Origin of the sequence: Bradyrhizobium prioriisuperbiae (assembly GCF_032397745.1) — a bacterium.
Taxonomy (GTDB): Bacteria; Pseudomonadota; Alphaproteobacteria; order Rhizobiales; family Xanthobacteraceae; genus Bradyrhizobium_A; species Bradyrhizobium_A prioriisuperbiae.
On the sequence record NZ_CP135921.1, the window covers coordinates 299,271 to 319,909 of the forward strand.

20 protein-coding genes are annotated in these 20,639 nt (G+C 64.0%); 13 read left to right on the plus strand and 7 right to left on the minus strand.

Annotated features, from left to right (window positions below; genetic code table 11):
• Positions 1-32: 32 nt before the first annotated feature.
• Entirely contained in the window at positions 33-1,376 is a 1,344-nt protein-coding gene (locus RS897_RS01400) for an aminotransferase-like domain-containing protein (RefSeq protein ID WP_315834836.1), read from the minus strand.
• 99 nt (positions 1,377-1,475) lie between these two features.
• Between RS897_RS01400 and RS897_RS01405 the strand changes: the two genes are divergently transcribed.
• Positions 1,476-1,700 (plus strand): DUF1127 domain-containing protein, encoded by a 225-nt coding sequence (locus tag RS897_RS01405; RefSeq protein WP_315834837.1) that lies wholly within the window; start codon positions 1,476-1,478, stop codon positions 1,698-1,700.
• A gap of 26 nt (positions 1,701-1,726) precedes the next feature.
• Complete coding sequence (locus RS897_RS01410; protein ID WP_315834838.1) at positions 1,727-2,308, plus strand: GNAT family N-acetyltransferase; 582 nt, start codon at positions 1,727-1,729, stop codon at positions 2,306-2,308.
• A 48-nt stretch (positions 2,309-2,356) separates the two neighbouring features.
• On the opposite strand, the gene RS897_RS01415 is transcribed toward RS897_RS01410, so the two are convergent.
• Positions 2,357-3,796: an aldehyde dehydrogenase family protein gene (locus RS897_RS01415; protein WP_315834839.1), complete on the minus strand. Its 1,440-nt coding sequence runs from the start codon at positions 3,794-3,796 to the stop codon at positions 2,357-2,359.
• A gap of 255 nt (positions 3,797-4,051) precedes the next feature.
• Here RS897_RS01415 and RS897_RS01420 point away from each other — a divergent pair, with 255 nt between their 5' ends.
• A complete protein-coding gene (locus RS897_RS01420) occupies positions 4,052-4,894 on the plus strand; it encodes a glutathione S-transferase family protein (protein ID WP_315834840.1) in 843 nt (280 codons plus the stop codon).
• Here RS897_RS01420 and RS897_RS01425 read toward each other — a convergent pair whose 3' ends face one another.
• Together RS897_RS01425 and RS897_RS01430 are read right to left on the minus strand one after the other, a co-directional pair.
• Positions 4,895-5,767 (minus strand): helix-turn-helix domain-containing protein, encoded by an 873-nt coding sequence (locus RS897_RS01425; protein WP_315834841.1) that lies wholly within the window; start codon positions 5,765-5,767, stop codon positions 4,895-4,897.
• Between the two features lie 44 nt (positions 5,768-5,811).
• Positions 5,812-7,050 (minus strand): aminotransferase-like domain-containing protein, encoded by a 1,239-nt coding sequence (locus RS897_RS01430; RefSeq protein WP_315834842.1) that lies wholly within the window; start codon positions 7,048-7,050, stop codon positions 5,812-5,814.
• A 181-nt stretch (positions 7,051-7,231) separates the two neighbouring features.
• On the opposite strand from RS897_RS01430, the gene RS897_RS01435 reads away from it, so the two are divergent.
• Both RS897_RS01435 and RS897_RS01440 read left to right on the plus strand, forming a co-directional pair.
• Positions 7,232-8,836: a CYTH and CHAD domain-containing protein gene (locus RS897_RS01435; protein WP_315834843.1), complete on the plus strand. Its 1,605-nt coding sequence runs from the start codon at positions 7,232-7,234 to the stop codon at positions 8,834-8,836.
• Positions 8,837-8,954: 118 nt separating this feature from the next.
• Positions 8,955-9,557 (plus strand): DedA family protein, encoded by a 603-nt coding sequence (locus tag RS897_RS01440; RefSeq protein ID WP_315834844.1) that lies wholly within the window; start codon positions 8,955-8,957, stop codon positions 9,555-9,557.
• Between the two features lie 7 nt (positions 9,558-9,564).
• On the opposite strand, the gene RS897_RS01445 is transcribed toward RS897_RS01440, so the two are convergent.
• Positions 9,565-10,455: a dihydrodipicolinate synthase family protein gene (locus tag RS897_RS01445; RefSeq protein ID WP_315834845.1), complete on the minus strand. Its 891-nt coding sequence runs from the start codon at positions 10,453-10,455 to the stop codon at positions 9,565-9,567.
• A gap of 166 nt (positions 10,456-10,621) precedes the next feature.
• Here RS897_RS01445 and RS897_RS01450 point away from each other — a divergent pair, with 166 nt between their 5' ends.
• The 5 genes from RS897_RS01450 to RS897_RS01470 all read left to right on the plus strand — a co-directional run bounded on the left by RS897_RS01450 (position 10,622) and on the right by RS897_RS01470 (position 16,114).
• The gene (locus tag RS897_RS01450; RefSeq protein ID WP_315834846.1) at positions 10,622-12,034 is read left to right on the plus strand and encodes an FAD-binding oxidoreductase; all 1,413 of its coding nucleotides are present in this window, start codon (positions 10,622-10,624) and stop codon (positions 12,032-12,034) included.
• 70 nt (positions 12,035-12,104) lie between these two features.
• On the plus strand, positions 12,105-13,439 hold the full coding sequence (locus RS897_RS01455) for an ABC transporter substrate-binding protein (protein WP_315834847.1): 1,335 nt from the start codon (positions 12,105-12,107) through the stop codon (positions 13,437-13,439).
• Between the two features lie 80 nt (positions 13,440-13,519).
• Positions 13,520-14,473: a carbohydrate ABC transporter permease gene (locus RS897_RS01460; protein WP_407654410.1), complete on the plus strand. Its 954-nt coding sequence runs from the start codon at positions 13,520-13,522 to the stop codon at positions 14,471-14,473.
• Positions 14,466-15,353 carry a carbohydrate ABC transporter permease gene (locus RS897_RS01465; RefSeq protein ID WP_315834848.1) on the plus strand — a complete coding sequence of 296 codons (888 nt, stop codon included), beginning with the start codon at positions 14,466-14,468 and terminating at the stop codon, positions 15,351-15,353. The genes RS897_RS01460 and RS897_RS01465 overlap by 8 nt, the downstream gene beginning before the upstream one ends.
• A 95-nt stretch (positions 15,354-15,448) precedes the next feature.
• Positions 15,449-16,114, plus strand: coding sequence for a GntR family transcriptional regulator (locus tag RS897_RS01470; RefSeq protein ID WP_315834849.1), 666 nt, complete (start codon positions 15,449-15,451; stop codon positions 16,112-16,114).
• Positions 16,115-16,138: 24 nt separating this feature from the next.
• Here the strand turns inward: RS897_RS01470 and RS897_RS01475 are convergent, their stop codons facing one another.
• Positions 16,139-16,828, minus strand: coding sequence for a TetR/AcrR family transcriptional regulator (locus RS897_RS01475; RefSeq protein WP_315834850.1), 690 nt, complete (start codon positions 16,826-16,828; stop codon positions 16,139-16,141).
• Positions 16,829-17,033: 205 nt separating this feature from the next.
• Here RS897_RS01475 and RS897_RS01480 point away from each other — a divergent pair, with 205 nt between their 5' ends.
• The 3 genes from RS897_RS01480 (at position 17,034) to RS897_RS01490 (ending at position 19,678) form a co-directional block, all read left to right on the plus strand.
• The gene (locus RS897_RS01480; protein ID WP_315834851.1) at positions 17,034-17,618 is read left to right on the plus strand and encodes a DUF2147 domain-containing protein; all 585 of its coding nucleotides are present in this window, start codon (positions 17,034-17,036) and stop codon (positions 17,616-17,618) included.
• 75 nt (positions 17,619-17,693) lie between these two features.
• Complete coding sequence (locus RS897_RS01485) at positions 17,694-18,356, plus strand: DUF3313 domain-containing protein (protein ID WP_315834852.1); 663 nt, start codon at positions 17,694-17,696, stop codon at positions 18,354-18,356.
• On the plus strand, positions 18,353-19,678 hold the full coding sequence (locus RS897_RS01490; protein WP_315834853.1) for an adenylate/guanylate cyclase domain-containing protein: 1,326 nt from the start codon (positions 18,353-18,355) through the stop codon (positions 19,676-19,678). Before RS897_RS01485 ends, RS897_RS01490 begins: the two co-directional genes overlap by 4 nt.
• 51 nt (positions 19,679-19,729) lie before the next feature.
• Here RS897_RS01490 and RS897_RS01495 read toward each other — a convergent pair whose 3' ends face one another.
• Positions 19,730-20,632, minus strand: a complete 903-nt coding sequence (locus RS897_RS01495; RefSeq protein ID WP_315834854.1) for a fumarylacetoacetate hydrolase family protein — start codon at positions 20,630-20,632, stop codon at positions 19,730-19,732.
• Between the last annotated feature and the right edge of the window lie 7 nt (positions 20,633-20,639).

A 20,639-nucleotide genomic window follows, 5' to 3' on the forward strand; every position in this document is an offset into this window, starting at 1 on the left:
AATGAATATTCCGGGTGACAGATCGCCCTGCGTCACTCCGTGACGTCGGTCTCGTCGTGGCGCGCAACCAAAAGTTCGCTCAGGCGCTTGCCGGCGAGGCGAAGCTCGTCGTGGCTGGGAAGTCCCAGCGCGATCCGCACCGCGTTGGGGGCGTGTCCGGGAGCCATGGCGAATGCGCTCGACGGCGTCACCGCGACGCCATTGCGCGCCGCGGCGGTGACAAAGGCTTCCGAGCGCCAGTGTTCCGGCAGTTCGAGCCAAGCATGATAGGAGCGCGGATCGGCCTTGACCGTAAAGCCTGAGAACGTCGCCGCCACGATATCCTGCCGCTGCCTGGCATCCCGCCGCTTGTGCTTGACGATCTCGGCGGCGGTTCCATCCGCCATCAGCCGCGAGACGATGTCGAGCGCCAGCGGCGTCACCGACCACGCGCCGGCGCGCACCACCGTCGATAGCCGCTCCTGCAACGACTTATGCGGAAGCAGCAGTCCGATGCCGACACCTGGCGCAAGCCGCTTCGACATGCTGTCCACCACGATGCAGCGTTCGCTGCCCTGCGCCGCCAGCGGCGGGCTGTCGCACAGGAAGCCATAAATCGCATCCTCGATGATATAGAGGCCGAGCTTGTCGGCGAGCCGCAGCAGGTCCTGCCGCCGCGCCGGGCTGATCGCATGCCCCAGCGGATTCTGCATGGACGGCTGCAGATAGATCGCCCCCAGCGCACCGGACCGGTGTGCCTTCGCGATCGCATCGGGGCGCGGTCCCTCGGCGTCCATCGCGATCGGCAGCACGTTGACGCCGAGGCGCGCAGCGATGTTCTTGATCATCGGATAGGTGATGGCTTCGACCCCTAGCCGGCCGCCCACCGGCACCAGCGCCGATATCGCGGCGGCGATCGACTGACGGCCGCTGCCGGTGAAAACGATGGCGTCGCGCTCGGGCTGCCATTGCGCCGATGACAGGAATGCCGCCGCGATCACGCGCGCCGCGTTGAGCCGGCGCTGGGTGACCGGGCCCATGGCTTCGGCCAGCGCATCGGGGCGCTGCAGGCCGACGAGCGACTTCGCCATCAGTTCGGCCTGGCTGGCCACGGTGGGAAAGTTGAATTCGAGATCGATGCGTCCCTCATGCGGCACGCCGCGGATGATGGAGGGTGCGAGCCCGCGTCCGGCAACGAAGGTGCCGCGTCCGACCTCGCCGACCACCAGCCCGCGGCGCAGGAGTTCGCTGTAGACCCGTCCCGCGGTCGAGGCTGCGATCCCCTTCTCGTACGCAAAGCTGCGTTGCGTCGGCAGCCGGTCACCGGGCTTCAGCCGGCCCGCGGCAATGGCGGCGGCCACCTCGTCGACCAGAGCGGTGTATTGAATCTCTGACAATATTGCACCGAGTACAATGTAATGATTGTACCGATTAATGTACTCGGTCATTGATATCCGGGCAATCCCCTCAACTGGAGACAAAGAGAGAGACCGACCATGCCTGTCATCAGCCCCCCGACGTCGACATCCATGCAAATCTGGCCGCAGCTGCGTGAGCTCGCCGCCAAAACGCGCATGCTGTTGCAGCTTGCCGGCCTGTGGCTCGAGCGCAGGCGCACGCGCGATCAACTGTCGGATCTCAGCTCCGAGCAGTTGCGCGACGTCGGCCTCAATCCTGTGACGGTCCGGCGCGAGATCGAAAAGCCGTTCTGGATCGCGTGACGGCCAACATGAGCGGGGACAGGATCGTGACTGCGAACCAGCCGATGACCGGCCCCCGCGTCGAGCTGCGGCCGCTGGAGAAATCCGACGGCCCGGCTCTTGTCGCCGCGGCGAACGACGGCGAACTCTGGAGACTGCCGTTCACTGTCGTTCCGTCGCACGACACCGTCGAAACCTATATCAGCCGTGCGCTTGCAGGGCGGGATGAAGGCCATGTGCTGGCTTATGTCATCGTGCTGCGCGCGACCGGCGACGTTGTGGGCACGACGCGCTTCTGGAAGGTCGACCGCCAGAACCGCAAACTGGAAATCGGCCACACCTGGATCGCCGCCTCGTGGCAGCGCAGCTTCGTCAACACCGAAATGAAATTCCTGATGCTGCGCTTCGCGTTCGAAACGCTGTGCTGCGTTCGCGTTCAATTCACGACCGACGAGATCAACAGCAAATCGCGCGCGGCGATCCTGCGGCTCGGCGCGACTGAAGAAGGCTGCATCCGGAATGAGCGGATCATGCCGGACGGACGGCTGCGCAATTCGATCCGCTTCAGCATCATCGCGACCGAATGGCCTGATATCAAAAAAAGCCTGGAAAAAAGATTAAGCATGTAGGTGCCGGAGGGCAGAGGCCGGTGAGGCCACTGCCCTCTGGCCGCCATATCACGGCAGCGTATAGGCGGTCTTCACCGTGGTATAGAACTCGGCGGCGTAACGGCCCTGCTCGCGCGGACCGTAGCTCGAGGCTTTGCGGCCACCGAACGGCACGTGATAATCGACACCGGCGGTCGGCAGGTTGACCATCACCATGCCGGATTCCGAATTGCGCTTGAAGTGCGAGGCGTACTTCAGGCTGGTGGTGCAGATGCCGGACGCGAGCCCGAACTCGGTGTCGTTGGCGACGGCCAGCGCCTCGTCGTAGTTCTTCACCCGGATCACCGACGCGACGGGGCCGAAGATCTCTTCCCGCGAAATGCGCATGCTGTTGCTGGCTTCGGTGAACAGCGCCGGCGACAGATAGAAGCCGGGGGTTTCGCGATTGACCAGTTCGCCGCCCTCGACCAGCTTGGCGCCTTCATCGCGGCCGATCTTGATATAGGACAAATCCTGATCGAGCTGGTTCTGATCGACCACCGGGCCGATATGAGTGCCGGCCTTGCAGGCGTCGCCAATCACGAGGCCTTTCATGCGCTCGGCCATGGCATCGACAAAACGGTTGTGAATGCCTTCGGTCACGATCAGCCGGGACGATGCGGTGCAGCGCTGGCCGGTGGAGAAGAACGCGCCGTTGACGGCGGCCTCGACCGAGGTCTTGAGATCGGCGTCGTCGAGCACCACCAGCGGATTCTTGCCACCCATCTCGAGCTGGAACTTGGCCATCCGCGCCACGCAGGCGCCGGCCACCTTGCGGCCGGTCGAGACCGAGCCGGTGAAGGTGATGGCATCGACGTCCCTGCTGTTGAGCAGTGCCTCGCCGACCACCGAGCCACGGCCCATGGTCAGGTTGAACACGCCGGCCGGCAGGCCGGAGCGCGCAATGATCTCCGACAGCGCATGCGCGGAGCCCGGCACGAGGTCGGCCGGCTTGAACACCACCGCATTGCCGTAGCAGAGCGCCGGCGCGATCTTCCACGCGGGAATGGCGATCGGGAAATTCCAGGGCGCAATGATGCCGACCACGCCAACGGCTTCGCGGGTCATCTCCACATCGATGCCGGGCCGCACACTGGCGACCTTCTCGCCGGTCAGCCGCAGCGCCTCACCTGCAAAAAAGTCGAAAATCTGCCCGGCGCGCGCGACCTCGCCGATGCCCTCGGGACGGGTCTTGCCTTCCTCGCGCGCCAAGAGTTCGCCGAGCTCCTCGCGGCGGCTCAAGATTTCGTCGGAAATCTTCTTCAGCGCGTCATGGCGCTCCTGCGGCGTCGAGCGCGACCAGCCGGGCGCGGCGGCCTTTGCGGCCGCGATTGCAGCCAGTGTCTGAGCGGTGTCGGCCTGGGCGTATTCGCCAACCACATCATTCGTGTTCGACGGATTGACGTTTCGCGTGGCCTTGGCGCCGGTGACCCATTCGCCGCCGATGAAGTTCTTGTGAAGTTCGGACATGTCCCGGTTTCCCATGGTTTTTGTCGGGCGGCACCCTGGTGCCGCGGAGTGTGAAGGTCCTACCACAGGTCTGACAAGTTGTCGTATGAACTGATGAGTTTCCCGACTGACGCGCTTTCTCCCGGGGAACCGGCGCGCTCGAACCCGACGGCCCAAATAGTGGGACGGCGTCAGCGGGCACGGCGCCATTCCCTGCCAGGGAATTGAGTGGATGCGGCATCCGGGCCGATCATCCCCCTCGAAACGAGGACCCACATGAATCACGCCGGCAAGCTATTTCACAACGCACTCTCGGCTTCGTCGCAAAAAATTCGCCTGGCCCTGGCCGAGAAGAAGCTTCGCTGGGACAGTGAGGAAATCGACCTGCGGGCCGGGCAACAGCACTCGCCCGCATATCGGCAGTTGAACCCGGCCGGCGTCGTCCCGACCCTGGTTCGTGACGGCGAAACCATGGTCGAAAGCTCGGCCATTCTGGAATACCTGGATGACGTCTTTCCCGATCAATCGCTGCGGCCAAACGATCAGGCGGAGCGTGCGCGCATGCGCGCCTTGATCCGGCGACTTGACGACATTCACCACGCCGCGAACGGTTTTCTGACTTATGCCGTCCTCGTTCGCCCCTCGCTGCTGGCGCTCGATCCGACGCGGCTGGACGCCATGATCGCGGCCATGCCGGATGCACGCGCGAGAGCCTCGCGGCGCGAAGCGCAGGAGCTCGGGGTTGAATCCCCGATGTTTCCGGATGCAGTGAAAACCCAAATCGCCCTTTTGGATACGATGGACGGGCTTCTGGCACGGACGGACCATCTCGCCGGCGATGCGCTGTCGCTCGCGGACATCACCGCACTTCCTTATGTCGCGCGCCTCGATCACATGGGATGGACCGCCACGCTCATGGATGGACGGCCACGTGTCGCAGACTGGCTGGCCCGCATGCGAACACGTCAGGCCTATGCGGAAGCGATCGACCGATGGATGCCGCCGGCCGTCGTCGCACAATGGCTTGCGCTGGGCCAGGCAGCCTGGCCTGCCGCCAGCCACGTGCTTGAATTCCGACCCCATGGTCAAAACATGACTCGTGAGCCGGACAAGACTTGATCAAGTCAGGATTTGATCAAGAGAGGATTGGCCCGCAATCAACGCCACCGTCGCATCATCGGCCGGGTGAAGCGCTTCGATCTTGATTTCGCTGAGGGTGAGATCCTGCGCTGTTCCCAGTGTCGCGATCGTGCTCACCAGCCGTATTTCCTTCGCTGCAAACCTGAACACCAGCGGGATCAGGATTTCGGAAGACGGCTCCCGGTCCCAGAGATCGCTGACGCCCGGATAGGCCTTGATCTGATCGAGAACGGCACGCCGGGGATCGGCCGACTCGGCGCCCGCCAGTTCATAACTCACACGCCTCAGCACCGCGCTGGCCACGACGGGCCAATTGGCGAGCCTTTTGCGAAGGCCATCGGGATGAAACAACAGATGAAGCGTATTGGGCCGGGGCGGCGCGATCAGCTCGAATGCCCTGACGTTCGATGCAGTCTGACCGACGCGCGCAATGGTCGCCGCGGCAGCGTCGCTCGCCATGATGACATCCCACGTCCGATCGATGGCGATCGCGCCATACGGATCATGCCGCTTCAGAATCAGCCGCAAGGCCGCGAGCGTCGGCGCCATCTCGGGGGCTTCGAGCGGCCGATCCCGGAACATCGCGGCAAACCCCGCCGCGGTCATCAGCGCATTCCGGTCGCGATGGCTCAATCCCATCACATCGGACAAGCGCGCGATCATGCTCCGGGTCGGTTGCGCCCTACCCGTCTCGAGGAAGCTGATATGGCGACTTGGCGTTCCGACCGACGACGCCAGATCGAGCTGGCTGATGCGACGCGCCTTGCGCAGGACCTGCAGCAACACGCCGAACTCCCGCGGCGGCGCGTGAGGGAATGCGGATGTCGACACCGACGTGTTCAACTTATCCATCAGCCTGGTGTCCCGAATTCGAAGTTCGCATTGCATGCGCGACCTCAGCGGGCGCGGCGCTCGACATTGGCGATGCGCGCGGGCACGCCGAACTCCTTGCGGCAAACCTCGGCCAGCACGGCCACGCCCTCGCGAATCTGCTCATGGGACGGGCTTGCGAAACACAGCCGCAGCCGGCTGCCGGCATGGGCCTTGTCGGTGGACCATTCGGGCCCCGGATTAATGGATACGCCCGCGGCGAGCGCCGCCTGACAGAGCTTCAGCGTATCGACCTGATCCGGCAGTTTCACCCAGAGAAAGATGCCGCCTTTGGGATCGGAGAATTCCGCCGCGGTTCCAAACTGCGCATCGAGCGCATCCATCAGCGTCTCGAGCTTAGCGCGCAGGCCGCGCGTGAGTTTTGGAACGTGGGTGGTGAAATGCGGCGGACAATATTCGGCCAGCACCATCTGCTCCAACGCGCCGGAGCCCGCATCTGTTTTCAGAGCGAGCATCCGCGACAGCACCGCCCAGGGCGCAACGATATAGCCCACCCGCAGCGCCGGGGCGATCGACTTGGAGAACGAGCCGATATGAATGACGGCGCCGGTCCGGCTCATGGCATGGAGCGCCGGCGGCCGCGCTCCCTCCCAGATCAGGTCGGCGTAACAATCATCCTCGACAATCGGCACGCTGTATTCCTGAGACAGTGCCAGCAGCTCGGCACGGCGCGCTTCGCTCATGATGGTGCCGGTCGGATTCTGCACGGTCGGGATGACGTAGATGTATTTCGGCTGGATGCCGCAGCGCTTGAGGTCGCCCAGCGCCTCCGCCAGCGCATCCATCCGCATGCCGCCGTCATCCAGCGGAATGCCTGTCACATTGACGCCCATCCGGCTCAGCCGTGTCAGCGCGCCCTGATAGGTGTCGCGCTCGACGATCACGGTGTCACCCCGCGCCAGCAGGCTCTGGTTGACCAGATCGAGCGCCTGCAGCGAGCCGGACACCATCAGGATGTCATCGGCGATGCAGTTGATTCCGGCATCGCGGCGCAGCTTTGTCGCGATGAATTCGCGCAGAGGATGATAGCCTTGCGGGCCGCTCGCCAACCCATAGGTCGCCAACGTCCGCCCCTCGCGCCGCAACACAGCATTGACTGCATCGATCAGGCCATCCAGCGGAACCTGATCCGGATCGTTATTGCCGCCGACAAAACTGTACCTGGCGAGCCCGGTCCATCGGGCCGCGGGCGCCGGCAATCCCGTGGGCCATAGCGGAGTGAAGTCGAACAGCGCGGAGGTCATGGGCAATTTCTCCCGTTTTCTTGTCGCCGGCCCGAGTCAAGTCGAGTCCTGAAAAAATTTTCGCACTTTGCCGGGTGAAAATTCCAAGCCACCAATGCAAATTCGCTGCGCAGCTACGTGGATAACCAGTAGACAAGCCTTGTCAATGTCACAAAATATTCACACGTCAGGACTGACGAAGATGAATGGGGACCACGTGACTTTCAGGCAATCAGTACCGGACGATTCCGACGCCACTCTTGCTGTGCGGCCGGGCGAACAAACCGAAATCGAACTTAAGCTATTGGCGCCGCAGGGCATTCTGGACAAGCTGCGCGACCTGCCGGTGGTGACGCAGCATGCGCGTAATCGCGGCGCATTTCGCCGGCTTGAATCGGTGTATTATGACACGCCGGAGCGGGTGCTGTTTCAGCACGGCATGTCGCTACGCGTGCGGCGCAACGGAAAACACTTCATTCAGACGCTGAAGCTCATGCCCGACGCCCGCCAGCCGCTGGCGCGGCGGCAATGGGAAATGCCGGTCGGCGGTCTCACGCCCGACCTTGCGCGACTGCCAATCGGCGAAATCGGCGATCCGATGACAACATTGGCGAGCAGCGCGCTGGTGCCGGTGTTTACAACCAAGTTTCGCCGGCACGCACGACAACTCGATCTGCCCGAGGCATCGATCGAAATCGCCTTCGATGAGGGAACGATCGAGGCCGGTTCGCGCCAGGAAGCCCTGTCGGAAATCGAACTCGAACTGAAAAGCGGCAATGCCGGAGCGCTGTTCGATCTGGGCACGCAGCTGCTCGATGCCGCGCCGCTGCAGGTCGCGACCCAAAGCAAGGCGGAACGCGGCTACGCGCTGGCGTTCGACACGACGCCTGCGTCAGCGAAGGCCGAGTCCCCCGACATCGCCGCCAACCAGACGGTCGACGACGTCATTGCACTGCTGGTCGGCGGTTGCTGGCATCACATCCTGAAAAATCGCAAGGTGGTGGAAGACGGAAAAGATCCGGAAGGCGTGCACCAAATGCGTGTCGCCTTGCGGCGGCTGCGAACGCTCTGCACGCTGTTCCGGCGTGACATTCCCTCGCCCTCGTTTCAGACGATCAACAGCGAAGCAAGATGGCTGATGCAGCAGCTCGGCCCGGCCCGGGAGTGGGACGTGCTTGCCACGACCACGCTTCGCCGGCTCGCGACGGAACTACCTGAAATCGATTTCGGCGAGTTGCGCGAGGCGGTGGACCGGCAGCGCACATCGAGCTACGGCGAGCTGCATGGCGCGCTCGCCGATCCGCGCTGCAGCCGTTTCCTGCTCACGCTCGGACACTGGATCGAACGCCGAGGCTGGCGCAACGACATCGACAGCCATGCCCTGGCGCTGCTGTCGCAACCGATGATCACGCTCGCCGACCGGATCCTGGGACGACTGCACCGCAAGGCACTCAAGCGTGGCGCACATTTCCGGCGACTCGATATCGAAGCGCAGCACGATCTTCGGATCGACCTCAAGAAGCTGCGTTATGCGACGGACTTTTTCCTGCCGCTGTACGCCGCGTCCGCGACCGCGCGGCGCTATGCCGAGCGGCTCGCCCAGTTGCAGGGGAACCTCGGGCGCGCGCATGACATCGGCGGCACTCGCATTCTGCTGGATACCATCCGGCAGGAAGGCCGCCCCACGCTTCACCTCGCCATCGGCGCCGTTGCCGGCTGGCAAGCGCGCGACCAGATCGCCATTGCGAAAACGCTGCGCAAGAGATGGCGCCGGTTCAAGGCAACCCCGGCCTTCTGGGGCCGCTGAGCCCGCAAACCGCAATGTTGCCGTAAGGTCGGCATGTGAGACATGAGACCACAGAACGGACGCGGCACGACCCCATGTGAATGGTGTCGGCCGCGCCCAAGCGGGACATCATGACGGCATGGCGGATATCAGCGGCTTCCTCGACGACGTACTCAAGACGGCGGATCTCGCCAGCGTGTTTTACGCCGCACTGGTGGAAAAGTTCATTCCCGTGCTGCCGTCCTATGTGCTGTTTCCGGCCGTCGGCATGGGCGCTGCAGGAACCACCGACCTGATGCTGCGATGCCTGGTGGCGGCCGCGGGCTCGATCGGCGGCGCAATCGGTTGGTACCTGCTCGGCGCGATGATCGGCCCACTGCGGATCAGGCAGGTGGTGCTTCGATACGGGCGTTGGATCTTGCTGACACCGCGATTGTACGAGCGCATTGCGACGTCCTACCAGCGCCGTCCCTTCGGCATTACCTTCGCGGGCCAGTTGATCCCGACGGTGCGCATCTATCAGGCGCTGCCGGCCGGCGTGCTGCGATTGCCGCTGCTGCCGTTCCTGCTCGCAACAGCCATTGGTGCGTTGTGCTGGATCGTGCCGCTCGCGGTCGCCGGCCACATCCTGCGCGCCCATGGCTGGAGTGCAGCGGAGGCCGGACTGGCTTTGCTCGCGACATTGTTGACCACGGAAGGGGTTGCCCTCCTGATCGTGCGCTCCAGACTCAGGACAAGATAGATCCCGGCTACGCAGCCGCGCGACGCGTCGCCGCGTCCAGTTGCGCCTGCAACGCCGCGCCGTCGGACGACGAACGCAGCGGCGCGCGCACCCGCAGCCAGCCCGCATCGCCGGTCTGGACGGCGAGAATGGCCTTCAAAGCTGGAACGAACGGGTGGCTGGCGACCACCGAGACTGCAGCCTTCATCCGGGCTTCGGCCCCAGGGCCGCTCAGCATTTCCCGCACCAGGTCACATGCGACATTCGCCATGCCGCAGATCGTGCCGGCGCCGCCTTCGGCGACCGCGCGCGCGATATCGGCTTCGTTGCCCACCGTGACGGCAAGGTCTGGCGCGGCGGCGCGATAGGCCTGGAACTGCTTGAAGTCGGCGCTGCTGTCCTTCACGCCCGCAACGATCCTGCCGTAGCGCGCGCGCAGCTTCGCCGCGACGGTGGCCGGCACGCCGACGCCTGACACCTGCGGAATGTTATAAAGCGTTGCGCGCAGCCGATCGTCCGCCACGCCGTCAAGAATCGCAGCGAACGCATCCTCGATGCCATCAGGCGTGACGTCGCGATAGAAATACGGCGGCAGCATCAGCACATGGCGAAGTCCAACGCCCAGCGCCGCGCGGGTGAGTGCAATGGTATCGGTCAAAGCGGGAAAGCCGCCACCAAGCCCGATCCGCGACGCCGCCGCGCCGGCTTTCAGCAGGGCCTCGACGGCTGCGATGCGCTCGACGGCGCTGAACGAAGTGCCCTCCCCGGTGGTCCCAAACACCACGGCGCCGTCGACGCCTTGGGCAAACAGGCCGAGCACATGACGCGCCAGGCTGGCGTGATCGACACTGCCATCCGCCACCAGCGGCGTCGGGACGGCAACCCAGTAGCCGCGAATTTGATCAGTATTGTCAGTCATATCGACTCCTACCGCGCCCGCGGCGAACTGCCCGGGCACCTTCTTACGCCAGTCTGTTGACTCTTCTTGTACCTTACATACAAGATGAGATCAATGTATTCGTTCGCCGGGGCTGCGCATGCCGCAGACGCAGAACACCGGCCAAGTCCAACCAGATAGGCCGCAGATGGATGCGACTCTCCAATCGGAACGTCCGGAAGATCAGCTCGACGCCCTGCGGCAAAAGCTCGGCCCGCAAGCGGTGCTGACTGGCGCCGACATTCCCGTCCGCAACTGCAACGACTGGAGCGCGAGCCTGCCACAGACGCCGCGCGCGGTGGTGCGGCCGGTCGATGCGGCGGGGGTGTCGGAGGCCATCGCTGCCTGCCGGCGGGCCCAGCTGCCGTTCGTCCCGCAAGGCGGCCTCACCGGCCTGTGCCGCGGCGCGGCGCCCGAGCCGGGCTGGGTCGCGATCTCGCTGGAACGCATGGTGGGGATCGAGGAGATCGATCCGGCCAGCGCCACCATGACGGTGAAGGCCGGAACCCCGCTGGAGGTGATTCAAAAAGCCGCCGACGACGCCGGCTTTTTCTTTCCACTCGATCTGGGCTCGCGCGGCTCCTGCGCCATCGGCGGCAACCTCTCCACCAATGCCGGCGGCAATCGCGTCATTCGCTACGGCATGACGCGCGAACTGGTGCTCGGCCTCGAAGTCGTTCTGCCTGATGGCACCATCATCACCAACCTCAACAAACTCCTGAAGAACAACGCCGGTTACGACCTGAAGCATCTCTTCATCGGCTCGGAGGGAACGCTGGGCATCATTACCCGCGTGGTGCTGCGGCTTTATCCCAAGCCACGCTCGACCATGGCGGCGCTGTGTGCGCTGGCAGATTATCCCGCGGTGCTGGCGCTGTTGAGCGCGGCTCGCAGCGGCCTCGGCCCCTTGCTGTCGGCGTTCGAGGTGATGTGGCCGGATTACTGGGAGGTGATCACGGCGCGCGCCGGCGTACGCACGCCGGTCGGCGCCGGTCACGGACTTTATGTGCTGGTGGAAGCACAAGGCACCGACGAGAGCATCGACGCACCACGCTTCCAGGATTGGCTCGAGGACCTGATGGACCGCGGCCTGCTGGCCGACGCCGCGGTGTCGCAATCATTGGCGCAGACCCAGGCGTTCTGGACCGTGCGCGACATCTGCTCCGAGTTCGGTCAGGTGCTGGGACCGCATGTGTCCTACGACATCGGCCTTGCGGTGGCGCGGATGGATGAGTTCGTCAGGCGTTGCAAGGCCGCGCTGGCGGCGGACATTGCCGGCTGCGAGAGCGTCTATTACGGCCACATCGGCGACGGCAACCTGCATCTCGTCTCCTGGGTGAGCGGCCTGCCGGTCGAGCGGCAGCCGAAGGAGCAGATGGACGCCATCATCTATGGCCTCGTGCGTGACATGGGCGGCAGCGTCTCCGCCGAACACGGCATCGGCACCGCAAAGAAACAATGGCTGGGATATGCGCGCAGCGAGCCGGAGATCGCGCTGATGCGCACGCTCAAGGCCGCGCTCGATCCCGACCATCTGCTCAACCCCGGAAAAGTGATCTGACACCGTCGTCCGTCCGGGACGCGGCAAGACGACCCGACGCCTGAACCAACAACAACCAAGGAGGACACACATGATCGACATCACCCGCCGACGCAGCCTGCAGCTCGGCGCCGGCGCTTTGCTGGCATCGTCCGGCCTCAGCCGCGCTCGCGCAGCCATCGGGAAGACCGATGTCGCAGCCCCCAGCTTTCCGATCGAAAAGGGTGCAACACTGCGCGTGCTGCGCCCTGCCAAATTCGTGCCGGCCGACGAGACCATCTTCAACGAGAACACCAAGGCGTTCACAGCGAAAACCGGCGTACCGGTGCGCGTCGACTACCAGGCATGGGAAGACCTGCGCCCGCAGACCGCGGTGAGCGCCAACACCGGCGTCGGCCCCGATGTGGTGATCGGCTGGACCGACGATCCCCATCTCTACTCGGACAAGCTGATCGAGCTGTCCGACATCGCCGAATATCTCGGCAAGAAATATGGCGGCTGGTATCCGGTGGCCGAACGACTGGGCAAGAAGTTCGGCACCAACAACTGGATCGGTATCCCGCTCGGCGGCACCGGCGGTCCCGCGGTGTATCGCACCTCCTGGATCAAGGAAGCCGGCTTCGACAGCTTCCCCAAGGACACCGATGGTTTCCTGAAGCTGTGCCAGGCCCTGAAGAAGATCAACCATCCCGCGGGCTTCGCGCTCGGACATGCGGTCGGCGACGCCAACTCCTTCACCCACTGGCTGCTGTGGAGCCATGGCGGATCGGTGGTCGACGAGAACGGCAAGGTCACGCTGAACTCCAAGGAAACCGTTGCCGCGCTGAAGTACGCCAAGGAGCTGTACCAAAACTTCATCCCCGGCACGCTGTCGTGGCTCGACCCCTCCAACAACAAGGCGATGCTGGCCGGCGAAATCGGCCTCACCCAGAACGGCGTCTCGGTCTATTACGCATTCAAGAACGCGCAGGATCCGAAGATCGCAGCGCTGGCTGCCGATGTCGATCATGCGCCGATGCCGATCGGCCCGGTCGGGCGCGGCACCGAGACGGCGCTGGTGGTCAATTCGATGATCTTCAAGCATTCGAAATATCCGAATGCCGCGAAAGCCTATCTCACCTTCCTGATGGAAGAGGAGCAGTACGACAAGTGGCTGACCGGATCAGCCGGCTATTGGGCGCAACCGCTGCAGGGCTACGCGCAGAGCAGCGTATGGACCAGTGACCCGAAGATCGCGGTCTACCGCGACACCATGAAGAACTCGCTGTGGTACGGTTACAAGGGCCCGATCGGTGAAGCGTCCGCCGCCGTGGTCGCCGACTATGTCACGGTGGATATGTTCTCCGAGGTCTGTTCGGGTTCCGCGACGCCGGAAGACGCCGCAGCGACCGCGGCCAGCCGCGCCCTGCGCTATTACAAGAAATAGCTGACTCTCACGCGCCGGCGGGCTCGACACCCATGTCGAGCCCGCCTCGCCCCGTTTCATTGTCCCTTTGGGAGAGCCTGATGGCAAACCTCGCGCTTGAAGGCGCCACGTGGATCCGACGCGACAACTGGCTGGTCCGGCTATTCGACTACAAGCCATTCCTGATCGTGATGTGCCTGACGCCGGCGCTTGGGCTGCTGCTGGTATTCCTGACCTATCCGCTCGGGCTTGGCCTGTGGCTCGCCTTCACCGACGCCAAGATCGGCCGGGCCGGCCAATTTGTCGGACTGGAGAACTTCATCTCGTTGTTCAAGGACAAGATCTTCTGGCTGTCGGTCTTCAACACGCTGGTCTACACCTTTGTCGCCACCATCGGGAAATTCCTGCTCGGCCTGTGGCTCGCGCTGCTGCTCAACGACAATGTCCGCTTCAAGTCGCTGATCCGCGCCATCGTGTTGATCCCCTGGATCGTGCCGACGGTGCTCTCCGCAATGGCGTTCTGGTGGATCTACGATCCGCAGTTCTCGATCATCTCCTATACGCTCAAAGATGTGATGCATGTGCGCGACAGCAATATCGACTTTCTCGGCACCCCCTGGGCAGCGCGGTTCTCGCTGATCGTCGCCAATATCTGGCGCGGCATTCCCTTCGTCGCCATCAGCCTGCTGGCCGGGTTGCAGACGATTTCGCCGTCGCTCTACGAGGCGGCGATGCTGGATGGCGCGACATCGTGGCAACGATTTCGCTTCATCACCGTGCCGATGCTGATGCCGGTGCTCGCGGTGGTGCTAACGTTTTCGGTGCTGTTCACGTTCTCGGATTTCCAGTTGGTCTATGCCATCACCCGCGGCGGGCCGAGCAACGCCACCCACCTGATGGCGACGTTGGCGTTCCAGCGCGGCATTCCCGGCGGGCAACTCGGCGAAGGCGCCGCCATCGGGGTCGCCATGATCCCGTTCCTGATCGCCGCGACCATCGTGACTTATCTCGGGCTCACCCGCAGCAAATGGCAGCAAGGATCGGACAATGACTAACAGCACAGCCGCTTCCGAGCCGGAACGCACCGGCGCCATCTCCTGGGACTCGCGCCTGCGCCGTATCATGACGCTGCATCTGCCGCTGGCGATGTTCGTGTTCGTGCTGCTGTTCCCGTTCTACTGGATGACGCTGACGACGTTCAAACCCAACGAGGAGCTTTACGACTACAAGCAATACAACCCGTTCCTGGTACATTCGCCGACGCTGCAGAACGTCAAGAAGCTGCTGTTCGACACCGACTACCCGCAGTGGCTGACCACCACCATGGGCGTCGCCTTCGCCGCCACTGCCTTGTCGCTGTTTGCCAGCGTGCTCGCCGCCTACGCGATCCAGCGACTGCGCTTCAAGGGCTCCGAATGGGTCGGGCTCGGAATCTACCTCGCGTATCTGGTGCCGCCATCGATCCTGTTCATTCCGCTGGCGGCGGTGGTGGTGCAATTCGGGCTCTACGACTCGCCGCTTGCCTTGATCCTGACCTATCCGACCTTCCTGGTGCCGTTCTGCACCTGGCTGCTGATCGGCTACTTCAAATCGATCCCTTACGAGCTCGAGGAGTGCGCCATGATCGACGGCGCCACCCGCTTGCAGATCCTGCGCAAGGTGACATTGCCGCTGGCGGTGCCCGGGCTGATCTCCGCCGGCATCTTCGCTTTCACGCTGTCATGGAACGAGTTCATCTATGCGCTGGCCTTCATCCAGTCATCGGAGAAGAAGACGGTGCCGGTGGCCGTGCTGACGCAATTGGTGCAGGGCGACGACTACCAGTGGGGCGCGCTGATGGCCGGCGCCCTGCTCGGCTCGATCCCGGTGGCGCTGCTGTATTCCTTCTTCGTCGACTATTATGTATCGAGCCTGACCGGTGCGGTGAAGGAATAGGTTATCCCGCTGGCCAAGCCCACGTCGGCGGAAGCCGGATTCCCCTTCGTGGAAAAATGCTTTAAGACGGAGCCTGATTCAAAAGGTTGCCGTGGATGAGGTCATTCAAGCTCGATACGCCAAAATCGCTGTCGCAGAAGGTGATGCTGCGGCTGCGCGAGGCCATTATCGAAGGCGAGCTCAAGCTCGGCGCAATCATTGCCGAGGAAATGCTGGCGCAATCGTTCGGCGTCAGCCGCACGCCGATCCGCGAGGCCATGAGCCTGCTGCAATCACAAGGCCTGGTGGTGGTGCGGCCGCAGGTCGGCAGCTTCGTGTTCACGCCCAGCGCCGACGACATCGCCGAGCTCTGCGCCTTCCGGGTCATCATCGAGCCCAAGGCGGCCGAGCTTGCCTACCATCATGACCACAACGGCGCGCTCTCCGCCATGCGGCTCGCGATTGCAGCGATGGAGCAGGCGGTGACGGAAAAGGACAACGTCGCCTATGGCCGGGCGGACACCGCGATGCACGACGCGCTGTTCGCCCATTGCGGCAACCACTATCTCATAGAGTCCTATCAGCTTGTCGCCGGGCGCGTGGCGGCGCTGCGCACCAATCTGAGCGCACCGATCGATGTGCAGACGCCGGCATCGTTCCACGAGCACGGTACACTGTTGCGGCTGTTCGAAGGTGGCGACTTTGCCGCCTTCGCAGCGCTGATGACCACCCACATCACCAACTCCGGCCGCACCTACGCGCAGGCGCTGGCGATCGCGTGACGCCTTTCGCTTTCTTGAAACGCTCTAATCGCGTCGCGTCACACCGTCACGGCACCCGTCCAGGAACAGCGCCACCGCGCGGGTGATGCGCTCGCGCAGCTCCTTCTCGGTGCGCGCAGTCTTGCCGCTCAGCACCACGGCGCGGTTGGGGCCGTCGACCACGGCATAGCCGAACTGCTCGGCCAGATAGGTTGCATCCCCTGAGCGGATCTGGCCGTCACGCATGGCATTGGTGAACATGCTGGCGATCATGCTGCGGGCATGAACGGCGTTCTCGAGGTAGACCCGCGCGAGCTCCGGGAATTGACGGGCTTCGGAGCCGACAAGCCGGTCGAGCGCGATCGCCGCCGGCGCGAGCGCCCGTTTTGACAGCTCAAGACCAATCTGAACCAGGATGGTCTCGATCGACTCCTCGCGATTGGATTCGCTCAGCACCGGCCTGAACAAGTCATCGGTGCCCTTGCGGATCACCGCTGCATACACCGCCTCCTTGGAGGCGAAGCGGGCATAAAATGTCTGCTTCGAAATCCGCGCCGTAGCCGCGATGTGATCGATGCTGACCGCTTCGAAGCTGGACTCCAGGAACAGCTGCATCGCCACGTCGACGATGTGTGCGGTGATCTGCTCAGCCTGCTCTTTGGTCGGCCGCCCACTGCGCACGGTTCTGTTCGGCTTCGGCTTGTTCGACTTTGTGCTCGATTTGGCGACGCTCATTCCTGCCTGCTCTTCATCCTGCTCCCGCGCGGACCGACGGAACCGCAGACGGGTGCGACATCGATGATGCCGATTTCTCCGCATAACGACTTGCGGCGACGCACGATAGGATATAAATAGTACGACATCGTTTGATTAAATACGAACGCGGCAAAACCGCCGCGGGCGACGGGTTTTGCTGTCTTTCATGCATCGAGGACCAGATATGAGGCACCTGACATCGGTTTCCCGAAGGGCCGCGTGCGCTGCTTTTGCCGCAGGCCTGACGATATCCACCGGACCCGGCATCGCCGCTGGAACCGCCGACCCCGGCGGCACCTGGCTGACCCAGGATGGCCGCGCCCGCATACGAGTCGAGCGCTGCGGACCAACACTCGCACAGGTCTGCGGCTATATCGTCTGGATGCGCGATCCCGCCGATGCGAAGGGGCAACCGTTCCGCGACCAGAGCAATCCGGATCAGGCCAAGCGCTCACGTCCGCTGCTCGGCCATCAACTGATCATGGGCCTGCAGCTGAGCCCGGAGGGATACTTTCACGGCCAGATCTACGACGCGGAAGGCGGCAAGTTCTACGAGATCTCGCTGTGGCGCGAGGCCGCCGACCACCTGAAGGTCAAGGGCTGCATGCTCTCGGTGTTCTGCGCCAGACAGACTTGGACTCAAACCGTGAATGCCCTGCCCGGGCAGTTGGTCGGTATGACCGGAGATCCGGACGGACCGAAAGCGGACAAGGAGTGGGCCCAAGCGAAGCCCACCGCGAAACCGTCGACCGTGGCCAGAGCCAAATAACCACCTCGGGGCAAATAGGGGGCACATCGGATCCGGCCCCGCTGACCATCCCATCACATCCAACTGGAGTTCAAGATGACTATCACCTCGCAGGCGACCCGCCTGGCGATCGCCTTGCTGTGCGCCGGTCTGACTGGATGCGCCAACGTGGCGCCGATCCCCTATTCGGAGGTTGCCTCATCCGCCCACCTCACGCCGAACACCTCGGATTCCTCGGGGCGGATGCCCTATCACTACGCCACGCAAGTGGACTGGCGCGCCTACAACAAGGTCATCATCGAGCCGGTGGTGATCTACCGGGGCGCCGATCATCAATTCGGCGACATGCCCGACGAGGAAAGGGCCTCGCTGGCGCGCACCATGCACGCGCGATTTGCGGAGCGACTCGGCAGCCGCTTCACTGTCACCAGCCAGCGCGCGCCGAACACACTGCGGGTGCGGCTGACGCTGACCGGTGCCGCCATCACCATGCCGGTGATCGGCACCCTGTCGCGATTCGACATCGGTGGTGCCGTCTACAACGGCGTGCAGGCGGCCCGCGACGGCGAGGGATCGATGACCGGCTCGGTGAGTTATGCGGTCGAGATCTTCGACGCGACAAACGCGCGCCTGCTCGGCGCCTTCGTCAGCAAGCAGTATCCGGCGCCCTACAACATCAAGGCCACCGTCGGCCGGCTGGCCGCAGCCGAGGACGGCATCGACAAGGGCGCGGACGCGCTGCTGGCGCAATTGCGATGATGGCGCGCCGGATCGGTCTCGCCTTCCCCCCCGTCATGGCGCATCCGCGCTCCGCGGCCGCTGACACACCCGACGGACATCGACCAGCGCGACAATTGCACGCCCGCCAGGTCATGCAGTGGATCACCGAACAGGCGACGGCGCGCGATGATGGCGTCGCGCTGCTGGACGGCTTCTGCACGGCGCTGCACGACGGAGGGCTGCCGCTCTGGCGCATGAGCGCCATGGTCTCCGCCATCGATCCCTCCGTGCGCGCGTTCTGCTTCGACTGGCAACACGACCTCGGAGCTTCGCTGGTACCGACCGCGCACGAGGCCGGCATCGGCGGGTTCGAACGCATGCCCGTCTACGCTATGCTGGCCGAGGGGCGAACCTCCGCCCGATGGCGGCTGCGTCATGATCTCGATCCCATCGCGGCATTCCCGTCGCTCATGGCGCTGCGCGCGGAGGGCGGCACCGATTATATCCAGCATATCGTGTGGTTCACGCCGGGCACCGCGCTGAAAGGCCTCGCAGTCTCATTTGCGACCGACACACCGTCAGGCTTCGGCGACGACGATCTCGCTGTTATCGCCGAGGTGCTACCCGCGCTGGGGCTCGCGATGTGCAAGTTCAGCCTGTCGCGGACGCTGCACGAGACACTCGCGACCTATCTCGGCGCTGGGCCGAGCGTGCGCGTGCTCGAGGGCCATATCCGCCGGGGCGACGGCGAGACGGTGGCCGCCGCAATCCTGCTGGCGGATTTCCGCGGCTTCACGGCGCTGACCGACCGTGGAGACCCCGTGAAGGTGGTCGGCTGGCTCGACGAACATTTCGACGCCATCGGCGAGCCGGTCACGCGTTGCGGCGGCGAGATCCTGAAATTCACCGGCGACGGCTTCCTCGCCATCTTTCCGGTCGAGGATCCGGACAACCGGCCATGCGCCACCTGCGGCAGCGCGCTCGACGCCGCCGAGCAGGCGCTGGCCGCCAACCGCGCGCTGAACGCACGGCGGCGCGCGGCGGGTTTGCCGACACTGGACGTCGACCTGGTGCTGCACTTCGGCGAGGTGATCTATGGCAATATCGGGACCAGCCGGCGGCTCGACTTCACCGTGATCGGGCGGGCGGTGAACGAAGCGAGCCGCATCGAAGCGCTCTGCGACGACACGGATCGCCCGATCCTGGTGTCCGGGCCGTTCGCCGAACGCTGCACACAGAGGCTGGAATTGGTCGGTACATTCGCTCTGCGCGGGCTTGAGCGAAAACAGCAGATCTGGGCACCGGTGCCCTCGCCGTCGGCCTCGCCAGCCAAGCCCCGCTATACATTCGGATGGTTCTGAGCCGCGGACAGCGCGGCGTTATCGTCCGCGCTGTCCGGCGATGTGAGACCCTCAATCCAGCCTGATGTCGGAATGCCCGGCAAGATCCTGTGGAACCAGCGTGTTGCACAACTCGCCGATGCCGTCACCGCGGACCACGACCTGATCGCCGGCTTTCAGGAACAGCTGCGGTTCTCGCGCATTGCCGACACCGCTTGGCGTTCCCGTCAGGATGACGTCGCCGGCATGCAGGGTCATGCCGAACGACAATTCGGCAATCAGCTCATCAATCGGAAACGCCATCTGCGCGACGACGGCATCCTGCACCGTCTGGCCGTTGACATCGCACCGCAGCCTCACGCGTGGAATGTCGAGTTGGTCCGGCGTGACGATCACAGGTCCGAGCGGCATGCTCTGATCGATGCTCTTGCCCTTGAGCCATTGCCCGCCATGACGGCGCTGCAGATCACGCTGCGAGATATCATTGGCGAGAGAGACGCCAAAAATATGCTCCCAGGCGGAGGCGCGCGGAATGCTGCGGCCAGTGCGGCCGATGATGACCACGAGTTCAGCCTCGTAATCCCACTTTTGCGAGATGCGAGGGTCGAACGCGATCGCATCGTTCGGCCCGATGACCACGTCGGGCGACTTGGTGAAGAAGGTCGGCGCCTTCGGCTTGTCGACGTCCTGGCCCTCGCGCTTGCCGCGGCCCTCCTCGAAATGATCCCAATAATTCCAGCCGGTACACAGCACGTCGCGGCGAAAGCGGCGAATCGGCGCCGCCAGACGCGCTGTCGATCGCGGTACGCGCAAGCCCGAGGCAAGGGCCTGCCGGATCGTCGAGCCGCGGGCCTCCTCGTCCAGTTCGAGAAAGCCGACGAGATCAGGGATAGCCGGCGAGAACAAGGCAATCTCGTCTCTCGCCAGAACGCCGGGTCGGACCTGTCCATCCAGATGGATGCTCGCAAATCGCATCAGATCA